General features: G+C 65.1%; 11 protein-coding genes, 1 tRNA gene and 1 pseudogene. 7 read left to right on the forward strand and 6 right to left on the reverse strand.

Features of this window, described 5'->3' with window-relative positions; translation table 11 throughout:
- The first annotated feature begins 10 nt into the window (after positions 1-10).
- A complete protein-coding gene (locus AB0C75_RS04205) occupies positions 11-520 on the forward strand; it encodes a hypothetical protein (RefSeq protein ID WP_362886858.1) in 510 nt (169 codons plus the stop codon).
- An 85-nt stretch (positions 521-605) separates the two neighbouring features.
- Here the strand turns inward: AB0C75_RS04205 and selD are convergent, their stop codons facing one another.
- Positions 606-1,655 carry a selenide, water dikinase SelD gene (gene selD, locus AB0C75_RS04210; protein WP_362886860.1) on the reverse strand — a complete coding sequence of 350 codons (1,050 nt, stop codon included), beginning with the start codon at positions 1,653-1,655 and terminating at the stop codon, positions 606-608.
- 56 nt (positions 1,656-1,711) lie between these two features.
- Here selD and AB0C75_RS04215 point away from each other — a divergent pair.
- The 3 genes from AB0C75_RS04215 (at position 1,712) to selB (ending at position 4,963) form a co-directional block, all read left to right on the forward strand.
- Positions 1,712-1,807: transfer RNA gene (locus tag AB0C75_RS04215), tRNA-Sec, on the forward strand.
- A gap of 23 nt (positions 1,808-1,830) precedes the next feature.
- Positions 1,831-3,153: an L-seryl-tRNA(Sec) selenium transferase gene (gene selA / locus AB0C75_RS04220; protein ID WP_362886862.1), complete on the forward strand. Its 1,323-nt coding sequence runs from the start codon at positions 1,831-1,833 to the stop codon at positions 3,151-3,153.
- Position 3,154: 1 nt separating this feature from the next.
- Positions 3,155-4,963 (forward strand): selenocysteine-specific translation elongation factor, encoded by a 1,809-nt coding sequence (gene selB / locus AB0C75_RS04225; RefSeq protein ID WP_362886864.1) that lies wholly within the window; start codon positions 3,155-3,157, stop codon positions 4,961-4,963.
- A 1,812-nt stretch (positions 4,964-6,775) separates the two neighbouring features.
- Here selB and AB0C75_RS04230 read toward each other — a convergent pair.
- The 3 genes from AB0C75_RS04230 to AB0C75_RS04240 are packed head-to-tail and all read right to left on the reverse strand — an operon-like array spanning position 6,776 to position 8,291.
- Positions 6,776-7,366 carry a hypothetical protein gene (locus AB0C75_RS04230; protein WP_362886865.1) on the reverse strand — a complete coding sequence of 197 codons (591 nt, stop codon included), beginning with the start codon at positions 7,364-7,366 and terminating at the stop codon, positions 6,776-6,778.
- Positions 7,363-7,944, reverse strand: a complete 582-nt coding sequence (locus AB0C75_RS04235) for a MauE/DoxX family redox-associated membrane protein (protein ID WP_362886866.1) — start codon at positions 7,942-7,944, stop codon at positions 7,363-7,365. The genes AB0C75_RS04230 and AB0C75_RS04235 overlap by 4 nt, the downstream gene beginning before the upstream one ends.
- A complete protein-coding gene (locus AB0C75_RS04240) occupies positions 7,941-8,291 on the reverse strand; it encodes a hypothetical protein (RefSeq protein WP_362886867.1) in 351 nt (116 codons plus the stop codon). The genes AB0C75_RS04235 and AB0C75_RS04240 overlap by 4 nt, the downstream gene beginning before the upstream one ends.
- 1,626 nt (positions 8,292-9,917) lie before the next feature.
- Between AB0C75_RS04240 and AB0C75_RS04245 the strand changes: the two are divergent.
- Positions 9,918-9,998, forward strand: a pseudogene (locus AB0C75_RS04245) (ankyrin repeat domain-containing protein); the annotation flags it as partial.
- A gap of 1 nt (position 9,999) precedes the next feature.
- Here AB0C75_RS04245 and AB0C75_RS04250 read toward each other — a convergent pair.
- The gene (locus tag AB0C75_RS04250) at positions 10,000-10,662 is read right to left on the reverse strand and encodes a class I SAM-dependent methyltransferase (protein WP_362886868.1); all 663 of its coding nucleotides are present in this window, start codon (positions 10,660-10,662) and stop codon (positions 10,000-10,002) included.
- A 64-nt stretch (positions 10,663-10,726) separates the two neighbouring features.
- Positions 10,727-11,212 (reverse strand): hypothetical protein, encoded by a 486-nt coding sequence (locus AB0C75_RS04255; RefSeq protein ID WP_362886869.1) that lies wholly within the window; start codon positions 11,210-11,212, stop codon positions 10,727-10,729.
- A gap of 574 nt (positions 11,213-11,786) precedes the next feature.
- Here AB0C75_RS04255 and AB0C75_RS04260 point away from each other — a divergent pair.
- Positions 11,787-13,241: a helix-turn-helix domain-containing protein gene (locus AB0C75_RS04260; protein ID WP_362886871.1), complete on the forward strand. Its 1,455-nt coding sequence runs from the start codon at positions 11,787-11,789 to the stop codon at positions 13,239-13,241.
- 11 nt (positions 13,242-13,252) lie between these two features.
- A complete protein-coding gene (locus tag AB0C75_RS04265; protein ID WP_362886873.1) occupies positions 13,253-13,741 on the forward strand; it encodes a hypothetical protein in 489 nt (162 codons plus the stop codon).
- Positions 13,742-14,851: the final 1,110 nt, after the last annotated feature.

A 14,851-nucleotide genomic window follows, 5' to 3' on the forward strand; every position in this document is an offset into this window, starting at 1 on the left:
GAACGGGCGCATGACGACACTTGCCGTGACCGGGCACATGGACCTGACCGATGAGACCGTGCCCCTGGTACGGGCCGCGCTGCGAGACCTGCTCGCCGAGTACAGCGACGACCTGACCGGGGTGTCGTGCATCGCCGCGGGGGCAGACAGCCTCTTCGCGGAAGAGGTGACCGCGATCGGGGGACGCCTGGTCGCCGTGATCCCCTCCGAGGACTACCGCGCCACGAGGGTCAAGTTGGCCCATGCCGCCGTCTTCGACCACCTGGTCGGGACGGCTGGGGAAGTGGTGACGCTGCCCCACGAGACGGCGAACCGGGCTGCTTACGAGGCGGCGAACACCGAACTGCTGCGCCGCGCGGATCGCCTCGTCGCGGTATGGGACGGCACGCCTCCTTCAGGCAAAGGCGGCGGAACCGCCGACACCGTCGAGCAAGCCCGCCAGGCCGGGCTGGCGGTCGACGTGGTCTGGCCCGCCGGGGCGGCGCGGACGCTAGCAAACACACGAAGTTCCCGGCCGTGAGGTCAGGACACGAGGCCGGTGACCACCTAGCTAGAGCCTCGGCGGAATCGCGAGCACCTCGCGCATCGGGCACCAAGCGGAGTCCTCAGCGAAGGATGATCGTGGTACCGGGTACAGAGGGGATGAGTTCGCCGATGACGGGATGACCGGGGAGCTCACCGGCTACCAGCAACCCGCCGGAAGTCTGGGCGTCCGCCAGCAGAAGGAGTTCCTCCTCCGCAGCCTTGTCCGATCTGAGGTGCGCGCGCACCCAGTCGAGGTTGCGTCGAGTGCCGCCACTGACGTATCCCGCCTGCAAAGATTCTCGCGCCCCATCGAGCATGGGCACTGCTGCCGGATCTATGACAGCGGTGACGCTACTGGCCCGCGCCAGTTTGTGTAGATGGCCAAGGAGGCCGAATCCGGTGACGTCGGTAGCACACACTGCTCCGTTGGCCAGGGCAGCGGCCGATGCCTGGTCATTGAGTGTGGTCATGCTCGCGACGGCGTGCGGGAAGTTCTCACCGGTGCGCTTGTGCCTGTTGTTGAGGACACCGATTCCCAGCGGCTTCGTCAGGGTCAGGGGGATTCCGGGGCGTCCGGCGTCATTCCGTAGGAGGCGCCCAGGGTCCACCAGGCCGGTGACCGCCATTCCGTACTTCGGCTCCGGATCGTCGACGCTGTGGCCTCCGGCTACATGGCACCCGGCGAGTCGGGACACGTCCTGGGCCCCTCGCAACACCTCCCGTGCGAGGGCTATGGGCAGAACTCCGCGGGGCCATCCCAGGAGGTTGACAGCCACGATGGGGCGGCCGCCCATCGCGTAGACGTCGGACAGAGCGTTGGCTGCAGCTATTCGGCCCCAGTCGTAGGCGTCGTCCACAACCGGGGTGAAGAAGTCCGCGGTTGCCACCACCGCCGTACCTGGGCCAGTACGCACCACGGCCGCGTCGTCACCATCGTCCAGCCCGACTAGCAGCTCCCCTTCTCCTCCACGAAGGGTCGGCCCAGCGGGCAGCAGACCGGCGACCATCTCCTCCAGTTCGCCCGGGGGGATCTTGCAGGCACATCCCCCCCCGTGCGCATACGAGGTGAGCCTCCTCACCGGGCCCGGGGTGGACGGCTGATTCGAATGCGATGTGCCAACGGACGTCATGCCGTTACCTTTTCACTCTTGTCACTCGCGTGTTCGAAGAACAAGAATCACGACATGGAGGCGTTAGGGCGGCTGGTGCCCCTCCCGATCTTCAAAATCGGTGTGGTCCGGAACCCGGGCCAGGCGGGTTCGATTCCCGTCCGCCTCCGCCAACTTTTCGGGGAGTGATCGTACGGTGTATGACGATCCGCAATGTCCTACGCCCGCCGGTGACAGGCGCCACGTGCCCAGTACTTCCCAGTTGTTGGACGACCCGCGAATACGCCAGGCTTCCGCGCGCTTAGGGCGACGCATCACGAAGGCCGCTGTCACCTCTGCTCAGCAGGCTGTGAGGAAGGGGGAGATCACTCCTGCTACGGCTGTGGACGCTGCACTCGCCGCATTGCCGGAACACGCCGCCGAGCTACGTCCCGTGCACAACGCGACCGGCGTCGTGGTCCACACCAACCTGGGCCGGGCGCCGTTGTCTGCGGCAGCGCTAGACGCGGTGAACGCAGCAGCCGGCCATACCGATGTCGAGCTGGACCTCCGTACCGGTCGCCGTGCTCCGCGGGGGCAAGGGGCGATCAGCGCCTTATGCGAGGCGGTGGCGGACGCAGAGGCAGCACACGTTGTGAACAACGGCGCCGCTTCCCTGGCGCTCGCCGCGACCGCCTTGGCAGCGGGACGGGACATCCTCTTGAGCAGGGGGGAATTCGTAGAGATAGGTGACGGATTCCGGATCCCGGAGCTATTGGCCGCCGCAGGAGCTCGGCTCCGTGAGGTGGGCACGACCAACAGGACCCGGCTGAGCGACTACGCCGAAGCGATCGGGCCCGACACCGCGTTCGTGCTGAAGATCCACCCGTCCAACTTCGTGGTGCGCGGGTTCACCTCTGAAGTAGGCGTCCGTGATGTGGCCGGGCTGGGGCTACCTGTTGTCGTCGACATCGGCTCAGGGCTACTGAAGCCCGACCCGCTCTTGCCCGGCGAACCTGACGCAACCTCCGCGCTGCGGGCCGGCGCGACGCTGGTCACCGCCAGTGGAGACAAGCTCCTCGGCGGCCCGCAGGCCGGGCTGCTACTCGGAGCGGCGGATACGGTCGCTCGCCTCCGGCGGCACCCGATGGCCCGTGCCTTCCGCGTCGACAAACTCACTCTCGCCGCACTGGAAGCAACTCTCCGGGGCCCTGAGTCACCTGTACATCAGGCATTGCATCTCTCGCCGGAAGCGCTGCGGGAACGTTCGCAGCGCTTTGTCCGTACCGCATCCCGGCACGGACTGGAGGCAGTAGTTACGCCCTCGGAAGCAGTCGTCGGCGGAGGCGGTGCACCGGACACCGTGCTGCCGTCGTACGCGATCGCTCTATCCCCTGCTCTCGCCGAGCCGCTCCGTACAGGCACCCCTGCGGTTCTGGGCCGCGTCGAACGCGGCAGATTGTTGCTGGACCTGCGCTGTGTGCCAGAGCAGCACGATGACGAAGTCCTCACAGCCGTACTGCGCGCGGCGGAGGTCTGAGGTGCGCGTGATCGCGACAGCGGGCCATGTCGACCACGGCAAGAGCACGCTCGTGCAGGCCCTGACCGGCACGCATCCCGACCGGCTGGCGGAGGAACAGCTACGGGGGATGACGATCGACCTGGGCTTCGCCTGGATGGATCTCCCCTCCCGGGGCCCGGCGAACTCGGAGCAGCGAGATGAACGGTTGGCGTTCGTCGATGTGCCGGGACACGAGCGCTTCATCACCACCATGGTCGCCGGCGCGGGGCCCGTGCCCGCAGCCTTGTTCGTCGTAGCGGCGGACGAAGGCTGGATGCCGCAGTCCGCAGAACACCTCGCGGTGCTGGACGCGCTGGAGGTACGACATGGACTGCTAGCCGTGACACGCAGCGACCTGGCCGACCCGTCCCCTGCCAGAGAGGAAGCCCTCGCGCAGATCCGTGCCACATCACTGGGTGACGTCGAGGCGGTCACGGTGAGCGGAGTCACTGGGAAGGGGCTTCCCGAACTGCGCGATGCGCTCGCACGGATGGTGTCCAAGCTGCCCGGCAACGATCCTGAGGCGCCCGTGCGGCTCTGGCTGGATCGCGCCTTCACCATCAACGGCAGTGGGCTCGTGGTCACCGGCACTCTGAACGTGGGCCGAGTCCGCACGGGAGACTCGCTCTTCGCTCTCGGTACGGGGCGTCCCGTGCGTGTACGGAGCATCCAGACTCTCGGCCAATCCACCCCCGCCGTTTGTGGCACAGCTCGGGTTGCTCTCAATCTTCGCGGCGTGAACCGGGATGAGACCGGACGAGGCGATGTTCTGCTCACCCCCGGGGCATTCCTGGAATGTTCGGTCTGTGACGTGCGAGTGCAGGGCAAGGACCCCTTGACCGCCCAGCGGAAGCGCAACGCCATCCTGCACATCGGTTCCGCAGCTGTGCCCGTTCACGTCCGACCGCTGGGAGAGGACACTGCCCGGCTCACCCTGTCTGCGCCGCTGCCGTTGCGCATCGGCGACCGTGCCGTGCTGAGGGACCCCGGACGCCGCGAGCTGAGCGGTGTGACGTTACTCGACGTACAGCCCCCAGAACTACGCCGACGCGGTGCCGCCGCACATCGTGGCGCAACCCTGCGCACCTACGATGGCACACCCCGAGAAGCCGTCGAGCTGCGACAACGGCTACTGATTAAGCGAGGTCAACTCGAAGCCATGGGAGTGCCGATACGTGGATCTGCCGTAGTTGACGACTGGCTCGTGCACCCCCCGTACTGGGACTCGTTGCGCTCACGGTTGGCGGAAGAAGTCGAGACCCACACCGCCACCCGACCCTTGGAACATGGGCTGCCGATCGAGACGGCACGACAAAAACTGAACCTGCCAGACAGGGCGCTGGTCGTTGCATTGATCAAGCCGCCACTCGGCGTTCGAGACGGGCGAATCATCTCCAGAGGCACTTTGACGCTGCCTCCCCAGGTTGCCGCTGCTGTGAAGCGAATTACCGCTCGGCTCGCTGAAGCCCCGTTCGCCGCTCCCGAAACGCCGGAACTAATGAAGTTGGGATTGCGGAGCGAGGAGCTGGCTGCGGTAAATCGAGCGGGCTCGCTCCTGCGTCTTGCGGATCAGGTGGTTCTCCTTCCGGATGCCCCGGCCCAGGCGTTGCGCATCCTCGCCTTGCTGCAACAGCCCTTTTCTGTTGGCGAAGCTGCCCGCGCCCTGGGCACCACACGGCGTGTTGTCGTGCCGCTGCTTGAGCACTGTGACCGCATCGGTTTGACGCACCGCCATACCGACAGCCGGCGGAGCGTAAAAGAAGGACCAGAGGGAAACGCCTGTAACTAAGTTCACGTGGCTGAGTGGCCATAGCTCCACTGGGGTTGCTTCACTTCACCTCCTTGTAGTCTGCCATCCCCCGGGAGCTCTGATCCTTAGTCCTTTGACACGTGAAGAGTGAACCGGACAGTAGTGGTGGCGAGAACTTCCTTTACTTCCCAGTGCCCTGCGGAGGGGAAAGTAATCGTAGTTGGCCACCAGCGAATTTCTTGGCCTCCTTCTCCACTGGCAGTAGCGTATCCACCTGTGCTGCCACGAGCCGTAGCAGAGCCATCTACTTGGACAGCAGTGACTTGCGGTGGACCGTTGTGTTTACTCATCTCGCCCTGTTCGTTCAAGGTGACAGACGCGTACTTTGCCCGATAGGCCCCATTGTCTAGGGTGATGATTTCACTTACCCCAGGAGTGCGCACCCACAAATCCTTATCGCCGCACCACTTCACATCAGAGCCCATGCCGCGTAGCACGTCAGGCACGTCAGCAGGGTCCGAAGATGTGATCAGGCAAGGCCCTTTCGATTGCGGAGTGTCGGAAGCGGACGTAGGTGCAAATTCCTTGGGTTTCGGCTGCCCATTCCCCTCGTTGGAGCATCCAGATATCCAGAGCACAAGAATGAGCAGCATCGATGAGGCCCTCTTGGACCCTTGAGGCTTCGTGATGTTATTCACGCCCTTTTAACTTCGGCAATTATTAGAACTATTGCCGTTGCTGCCATGATGACCACGCCGGCGACTTGTACGCTTCTGGTGTACTGCCGCAAAAATTTGAGGAGCCACTGTGGCTCGATCCTATCCCCGCCACTCTCTTCTTGGCGCCACTTAGGGAGCAGGATGGCGCACGCCAGCGGGAGTGCAAATCCTGCACCGTATGCGGCGCCGGTGAGCAGGGGGGCTGAATGTGTCGCGGCCAAGGCCAAGGCCGCCCAAGTCGCTGCCGACACTCGGAAGGTCGTAAATGCCAACCCGGTATCCAAGCCCCAGATGAGAGCGCCCGCGTGGGTGCTCCCTTTGTAAATTAGTAGGCGAGGTGTCTGCCGAGACAGCCCTATGCTGAAGTCCTTCATTCGCACGATTACCCACACGTCGACCGCCGCAAATGCGCAGCAGAGTCCCACGGATATCGAGTTGCGTGCAGTAAGAGGAAGGTTTCCAACTCCGAGAGTTCCAGTCACGTAGTTCACGCCCGCGAATATGAACGTGCTTGACATGAGGAATCCCGCACATAAAAGTATTACGGGCAGTGCTCGATATGATTCACTCCATTTCCTTCCCTGAACCAGAGAAGTAGGTGCGCTCCGAAGTCGAGGCCGGAGCGTACCTATGAAAGACAGTCCTCAAGGGCTGAAGAGTTGAGCAAATCCTGCAGTCGCGGCCAGAAAAAGTACACTGATGTCAGTAGGTGTGATGCTCACACTATCTCCTCGGAACGGCATATAAAGGGTCACGCCGCAGCGGCTATCCCGCATCAGGTTTGGTTCCCAATTCGGGAGAGCCGCGGCCCATCCATATCGCTGATGTCAGTTGCAGGCCGACGAATGACGAGCCTGAGAGCACTTGAATGTCCCATTCCAGCATGTGCTGCCGGTGGTGCACTCATAGCAGAGCCAGTATCCGCCGCTCACGTTGCACTGCCAGACCTCAAGGTGGTAGCCCGAGGAGCAATTTACCTGCTCGCAAGCAGATCCATAAACTCCACAGGTATTGCAGTATACGAGGGAGCAGCACCCGTCGGCACAGGCGGCTGATGCACCAGCGGCCTCTCTCTCCGCTTGCTTACTGGCGAGGCCGCTCAGTACTCGACGACCTGCCTCCATCAGCGCACTCATGCCATCATTCCTTCCTGCTTCACGTGATCGCTTTCGGGGTGTGCCCGTTGAGGCAGCGCCGAGCCTGCGAGTTCGTAGACCTGCCGTGTTGAGGTGATTCCTGATGCGCGCGTTATACGCCCATGCTCGACTGCGAGAACCAGGGGGGTGCCCAGAGTCCCGATAGCTTTCATGATTTTGCGCTCTGGGTCGACGACAACTTTTTCGTCTTCCGCGTTGAATCCCAGTGCCGGCGCGAGTTGAGCATCCGGCCCAGCCGATCCAGGATCCAACACCAGCCAGACACCAGGAGGCAATGCCCCTTGCAAGCCGGCCGCGATCGATCGGCATACGAAGCATTTGTCTGACAGGAAAAGAACGAGAGCGCTGGTTTCTGTGTCCAAGCCGGTAGGCAGGCCAACTTCACTCGCGCGCAGACCCCGTGCGCCACCCAAATCTACGGGCGTCGCGCGGTCAAGCAAACCAGCCTGTTCACGAACCTGTTGCAGGCTGCGGAACAGCTCCACCTGGGAACCCAAGAGGAGCAGTGTGCATCCCCCTAGGAAAAGCGCGAGAATGATGGCGATTACCGGGAGAGCTATACTCATGTGGCCTCCTTGGCGACATCGAAAATTGGAGCATGGCGCGGCTGGAGGGATTCGCTGGCTGCTAATCGGTCTGCTTTCGCATCTCGCCAGAGGCGAGCGAGGCTTATAGCACGGAGCCCACAAAGGATGGCGACCACTACTGCGAGGTACGCAGCCCCTTCGCCTGAGGACCAGCTTCGGCCTATAGCTTCTACTGAAACAGCAGCACCAGCCCAGAGCGGAAATGCGTACAGCTGACGTTTCCCCAGCACAGCGTCGCTACCGCCGCCAAAGCATGAGCATGAGATGGGGCTCTCCGACCGAAGTCCCAATGCTCCAGCCAGAGCAAACCCGAAGGCAAGCGCGATAACCAGTGCTATCGGCCAGAGTTGCGATGGGAGGAGCAACACACAGGCCCCCGCCAATACCTCGGCCGCTGGCAACGTGATGGACGCCGTGCGCAGAATGGCCGATGGCAGTCCCAGGGCCTTCAGGGTCGAACTGAAGGACTCAGGAGCCCGAAGCTTCTCGAGTCCTGGGCCGGTGAGGAGTCCTGCGAGTACACCCGCCAGTGCCAGGGCTGCGAGATCGCCCGTCATGCGATCAGGGGTGCGCGCTCGGGTCTCAGCGCGAAGCACAGCGAACGCTCGCCGTGATCGTTGTCGATGAAGTCCGCTATGTAGGTCACGTTCCCATCGGAGAGTCGGACACTGCTGTGCTCGGTGAGCAGTCCGCTGGCGTCGGCGATCCGGAGCTCCGCACTGGACGAGGGGTTGCTCTTGAGTACCCCGCGTACGGGTCGCACCAGCGGACAGGCGACAACGCTCGCTGCCCCCTTCATCCCTTTACGCAGCCCGACTCGATCGCCAGGACGAAGCCGCCAGCCCTTGGGGAAGCCGACGGCCGGCATGGTGACGGTGGACTGCGCCCCCACGCTCTGTGTCACGGCTACAACGACGTTTGGTCCATCATGTGCAGTGACCGTACCGACGCGGAGGTCCGCCACAGTCGGTTTAGCCATCGCTGACTGCGGTTGAGCTGAGGCGGCCGTACCACCTGCAACGCCCCCTGCAGCGACCCCGATTGCCGTTACGATCAAGCTTCGGCGACTGAACAAAGCACTCATCAGTGCACCTCTCTGTAGAGAAGAGTCTCCATGGCATTCGCCCCGGGAGTCGTTCCGGGACGCGCAGCCTGGATCTGATGACAGGGTGTGCGGGCAGGTTTCTGGTCCACCGAAGCCAGTAATTCGATCAGTCCGAATGCGCGCTTCCTGGCTGCCTCAGGAGGTCGCCAGGACCTACGCCCCCAGCACTTACGGCCTGTCGCAGGACAGCCTTGCAGTCACATGTCCTTCACAGACAGCCGTGAACCTGCCAACCAGAGAAGATCCCTTGGGTATGGCGTGCCTTTTAGACTGTGGCAGCAGCCCCGTGCTGCGCATCGCTACTGGTCGCCTCGTGTGCACCGAGATCATCCCGTCTCGCCCTGCAGTTCGGAAGCAGTCGGAATTCTCTCGGTGGTGTGAGCTGCAGGTCGACGCGGCGAGGCGGCCTTGCAGCTCGTGTGCGGCTTGCTGAGCTGCGTCGCGACGCCAAAAAGGCCAGCGGGCCTGATCGCATTTCCACTACTCGTCGACACTGTGCCTCTAATGGCGAAGGAAGTCTTTTGTGGCGGTATCGGAAGCGCCTTCCTTGCGTGCAGCATGCATGGGATGGCTCATTCTCGATGCTTCTTTAGCATTCGCCGACGGCAGTGCGTGCCAGCGACGTTGGTTGCCGACGATCAACACCCTGCCGCTCTTGGGTGATGTGCCCGGGTTTCGCCTGTACCGCTGGCCCTCGACCGGGCTGTCTGACGGTGCTGATGACGACGGAGAGGCTATGTGCCTCCCGCCCCCGCGTTCTGCTCACCTATCCGGATAGCGGGGTCACCTTGATCGTGAAGCTTCCCGCCGTCTCCGTCAGCGCCATCTACAGCTACGTGCCCGAGCCGACGGGCAGCCGCCTCACGCTCTCCTGGGCCGCTAGTTCGTCAGGAGTCGGGCCGGCCGCCCTGGTCGAAGGGTCGGTCGGCGCTGTTCGCTGCCGGTGACGCAGTTCTGGCCAGTGCGTCGTGTCGCGTGTGTGCGTGAGCGATGCGTGAGCGGACGGGGCAGCACGACCTGCCCTGGGGCGAACCCGGTGGTATGGCGTAGGGCTCTGACCAGGATGGATCAAACCCAGCAGGATCATGGAGAATCGGCAATCACGAGTTCGCCAGGACTTTTAATCCGTTGGTTGTGGGTTCGAGTCCCACACGGCCTACCTCTGGCGGGGCGGGGTTTCCCCCTCTGATCTGCTACTTAGCGCCTCGACTGGCTTCATCCGGTCGGGGCGCTTCGTCGTTCCGGGGCTCTTGCGTGAGCGGACGGTCCGACATCAGACGCTACGGAGGAAGCCTTACGGGCACGTGGCATCAGAGCGGCGGCGGCTTCTGCGGCAGCCTTGTCTACCTCGGGCAACAGGCTCGTGTACGTGTCAGAGGTCAGCGTGATCGTGGAGTGCCGCAGCGTCTCGGTGCGGCAGTCTCACATACTGAAACGGTGCGTGCATTGCTGACGTGTGGAGCTGATCCGAACCTTCGTGAAGTCCACGGGACGGGCCGCTCACCGTCTACCCGTGGGCGCGGACGAGGAGCGTGCCAAACTTCCTCGGCCCAGGCGGGGCGGGCAGAACACGGGCGGTCGCCGATGTGAAGCCGTGCTCGGTGAGGAGCTCCACCCACTGGTCGGGTGAGTAGTCCCAGCGCTTCACGACGAGGGGGTCTTCGTCCTCGGAGCGGTTGATGTACGACGCCTGGCACCCGTAGCAGCCCTCGATCGGGGGCCGCTGCGAGAACGCGAGGACACCACCGGGGCGCAGCCGACGGCGGATCGCGGGCAGTAGGACCGCGGGGTCGGTGAACCAGACGGCGCCGAACACGGAGAACACGGAGTCGAAGCTGGCTCCGGTCTCCTCGAGGAAGCGGGTCGCCTCCGTGCGGTGCAGTGCCATCTGCATGCCGGACCAGCGGGCGCCGGCCGCCTTGATTTGAGCGGGCGAGACGTCGACCCCTACCGCGTGGGCGCCGAGGGCCGTGAGGTGGGCGAGGTTGCCGCCCTTGCCGCAGCCCAGTTCGAGGACGGCCGAGCCGGGGCGTACGCCGAGGACTTCGGCGCCGGGGCCGTGGTCGGGGTACTGCGTCCAGTTGAACCAGGTCGTCTCGCCCGCCGCGTTCACCGGGCGCCGCTCCGGCTTCTGCTGCGAGTACGTGTCCCATGCCTTGGTCTCGGTCACTGCTGCTCCGTTCATGGGGCCGGCCGCCCGGGTCGTCGCCGGGCGGCCGGCTGGAGGGTGGTTGCTACGCCGACTTCTTGCCGCCGTTCGGGCTGTCGGTGCAGCCCGCGTGGCACTGGGAGCACTCGCCCATCCTGGCGGTTTCGGGCCACAGATCGTGGTCGATTCGGAATCCTGCGGCCGCCAGCGCGTCAAGGGTGCGCTGTCGGGCCGCATCAGGCCCGCCTTCGACGCTCTCGCCTTGCGGGGTGGGGACGTGGTGGATGAACCGTCCGGCGAGGCGGTCGCAGAACGCGGCGTAGTCGACGGTGTGGAGGATCCACGTGTGCCAACCGACGTCCACGGCTTTGCTCGGCGACAGCGCGGCGTCGGGCAGGGCCGCACTCGCGGCGAGGAAGGCCGCGGCCTGGCTGACGATGCGGCGGGCGGTGGGCAGGTCGGTGTCGGGGTGGTCCTTGGTGATGCGGGCGGCGAGCCGCTCCAACATCTCGGGGTCGACGAGGGTTGCCGGGTCGGTGGTGCCCACGGGACGCTCCAACGCGATGGTCATGTGCTTCCTCCTGTGGTGGACGTGCCCCGGTGCCGGGGCGGTCCCGCCTGGCCGGTACGCCGGGCGGAAGTGTGTGGGGTTTCTCCGGCGTCGCACTCGGGGCAGGCCCAGACCTCGGTGTCGAGGACGTGGGCGCCGTCGCGGCATCGGATGGTGCCGGCGCTTACGGCGCCGGTCGTGAGCAGCCTCTTGCACCAGACGCAGGCCCGGCCGGCGGACTGGCCCCACGTGAGGGTTTCGAGCGGGGGGAGTTCCCGGGTGGCGGTCACGGCCGTCCCTTGCACCGTGGGCACTCGCAGGCCGGGAACCGGTCGGTGGTCTCGGGTCGTTCGAGGGGGACCATCTCAGCTTCCGGTTGCAGCACCCGGATCCCGCCGTCGCGGTTCACCTCGTACACCTTCATCGTCATCGCCATGGGTCTCTCCGCGTCGCTTGCGGTTTCCGTCGCCACCACAGCGTCGTCCTGACGAGGTAACTGCGGGATGACCGGCTGGGGTTACCGAGGCGGTAATACACTCGTTGGCGCTCCAGTAAGGCGCCTGCGCGTGCATAGGATCGCAACGGAAGTCAGCCCATGGATGCCGCCACCCCTGGCCTGCTCGCCCCCGATGTGCTCGACAGAGCAGACGTTCGGGCAGCGCTCATCGAGCACGACTTCGCCGCTGTCTTCACCCTGATCAAGAAGTGGGGCGGCCTTTCCCAGAACCGCATCGCATCCGCCTGCCAGCTCACCCCTGGCAAGGTTTCCACGATCATCAGCGGGGCCCAGCGCGTCACCTCGTTCGACGTCGTCTGCCGGATCGCCGACGGCCTTCGTATTCCGGGCGGTCTGCTCGGGCTCGCGCCACGCCCCTGGGAGGGCGCACACACGACAGCACAGCAGGACCAGCCAGAAACGTCAGGTGCCCGGCCAGACACAGACGAGATCCCGTGGCGGCCCGACGCCACCGTGGACCTGGCTGCCCACCTCACCAGGAGTGATCTCGTGATGGACCGACGCGCCCTCACCCGCGCCCTCGCCAGTGCCGCGGTAACCGGCGCTGGCCTCCTCGACAGCCTCGAAGGCTGGCTCGTCCCGGCCGCCACCGTCCCAGGGCAACGCCGCCCGGGCCGACTCGGGATGCGGGAAGTCGAAGAATTGGAGACCACCGCGCGGGCCTTCCGCCAGTGGGACCACCAGTACGGCGGCGGCCTGCGGAGAAAAGCGGTCCTCGGCCAGCTCGCCGAGGTCTCCGGCGCCCTCGACGACCACCAGACCCCAGCTGTGACAGAGCGCCTGTACCGCGTCATGGCACAGCTGGCCGGCACCGCCGCCACCATGGCGTGGGACTCCGGCCTGCACAGGCGGGCGCAGGACTACTACCGTCTCGCCCTTCGTGCCGCCCATGCCGGAGGAGACATGGTGTTCGGGGCCAACGTGCTGGCCGGTATGGCCCGACAGATGCTCTACCGCGACCGGGCCGACGACGCGCTCCAGCTGATCCACCTAGCCCAGGAGGGCGCCCGCGCCGCGATCGGCCCCCGGGTCCGCGCCATGCTCCACACTCGCGAGGCGTGGGCCTACGCCGCACAGGGCCGCACCGCCGGATTCCACCGGGCCACTGCCAAGGCGGCCGAGGCCCTCTCCGACGCCGGCGCGGATGGCGACGAGCCGTACTGGATCGCCTACTTCGACGAGGCGGAACTCGCGGGCGTCACCGGGGGACGGCTCCTCGACCTCGCCCGCACGGACCCACGCCACGCCGCCCAGGCCGCAGACCAAATCCGGGCCGCCCTGGGATCCCGCGGTGCCGAGGCCGGGCGCTCCCACGCGCTCGACCGCATCGGCCTGGCGGAGTGCCAGTTCCTCGCCGGTGACGTCCAAGGCGCGGCCGCCGAAACTGTCCTGGCGGTGCATGCCGCGCGAGGTACGCAGTCGGGGCGTGTCCGTGCACAGCTCGGGCAGCTGTATCCCTACACCGTGGGACACAGCACTTCACGTCCGGTGCGTGAGGCACGGGATAGTATCCGCGACCTGCTGTCGAGCTGAGGAACGGGCGCATGACGACGCTTGCCGTGACCGGGCACATGGACCTGACCGACGAGACCGTGCCCCTGGTACGGGCCGCGCTGCGAACACTGCTCGCCGAGTACAGCGATGACCTGACCGGGGTGTCGTGCATCGCCGCGGGGGCAGACAGCCTCTTCGCGGAAGAGGTGACTGCGATCGGAGGGCGCCTGGTCGCCGTGATCCCCTCCGAGGACTACCGCGCCACGAAGGTGAAGCCGGCCCACGCCGCCGTCTTCGACCACCTGGTCGAGACGTCCGGGGAAGTGGTGACGCTGCCTCACACGACGGCGAACCGGTCTGCCTACGAGGCGGCGAACACCGAACTGCTGCGCCGCGCGGATCTCCTCGTCGCGGTGTGGGACGGCACACCTCCTTCGGGCAAGGGCGGCGGCACCGCCGACACCGTCGAGCAAGCCCGCCAGGCCGGGCTGGCCGTCGACGTGGTCTGGCCCGCCGGGGCCGCGCGGCGCGGACGCTAGCAAACGCACCAGGTTCCCGGCCGTGAGGACAGGACGGGGCATTGTGGCCACACGCCGATGTTGCTTCGCTGTTCGTCCCGGGACCCTCGCCCTCCTGTCCTGCGGGGACGGCTCTGCCCTCCCGGCCCCTTCACCAAGTACGGCGCCCGGTACTTGCGGATGGAGGAGTTGCTCCTCTGGCCAGCACCGTTGTGGAGCGCCCAGGAGTAAGCCGTCGGGTTTCCTCAGGTAGTCCTGATCCTTAGTTCCTTGAGACATGGAGAGTGAACCGAACAGTAGTGGTGGCGAGAAATTCCTTTACTTCCCAGTGCCCTTCGGAGGGGAAAGTAATAGTAGTTGGCCACCAGCGGATTTCTCGCCCACCATCTCCGCTGGCGGTAGCGTACCCGCCTGTGCTGCCACGAGCCGTAGCAGAGCCATCTGCTCGGACAGCAGTGACTTGTGGCGGTCCGTTGTGTTCACTCATTTCGCCCTGCTCGTTTAAGGTGACAGAAGCAAACTTTACCCGGTAAGCCCCTTTGCCTACGCTGCTTATTTCACTAGCCGCGGGAGTGTGTACCCACAAATTTCTAACGCCGCACCACTCCCCAACGGGGCCCATGGCGCGTAGAACGTCAGGGGCGTCAGCAGGATCCGGAGATGCGATCGAGCAAGGCCCTTTCGATTGCGCTGTGCCGGAGGCGGGCGTAGGTGTCAACTCCTTGGGTTTCGGATGGGCATTCCCCTCGCTGGCGCATCCAGGTATCGAGAGCAGGAGAACGAGTAGCATCGATGAGGGCCTCTTTACCCGTTGGGGTTCCGTCATGCGATTCACGCCCTTTTGGTTTCGGAGATTACTGGGCGTGTGCAGGTTTCTGGCCCGCCGAAGCCAGTAATGCGGTCAAGTCGAATCCGTGCTTCCTGGCTGTCCAGGGAGGTCGCCAGGGCCTCACGGTCTGTCGCGGGACAGCCTTGCAGTGACATATCCTCCGCAGGTAGGCGTGAACCTGCCAAACCGGCGAAAGGGGCGGAATTCTTGTCAGTGAGGTTGGCTGCCGACGATCAACGCCCTGGCGCTCTTGGGGGACAGGCCTCAATTCCGCCTGTACCGCTGGCCTTCGACGGGTCTGC

The organism is Streptomyces sp. NPDC048565 (genome assembly GCF_040650935.1).
GTDB lineage: Bacteria > Actinomycetota > Actinomycetes > Streptomycetales > Streptomycetaceae > Streptomyces.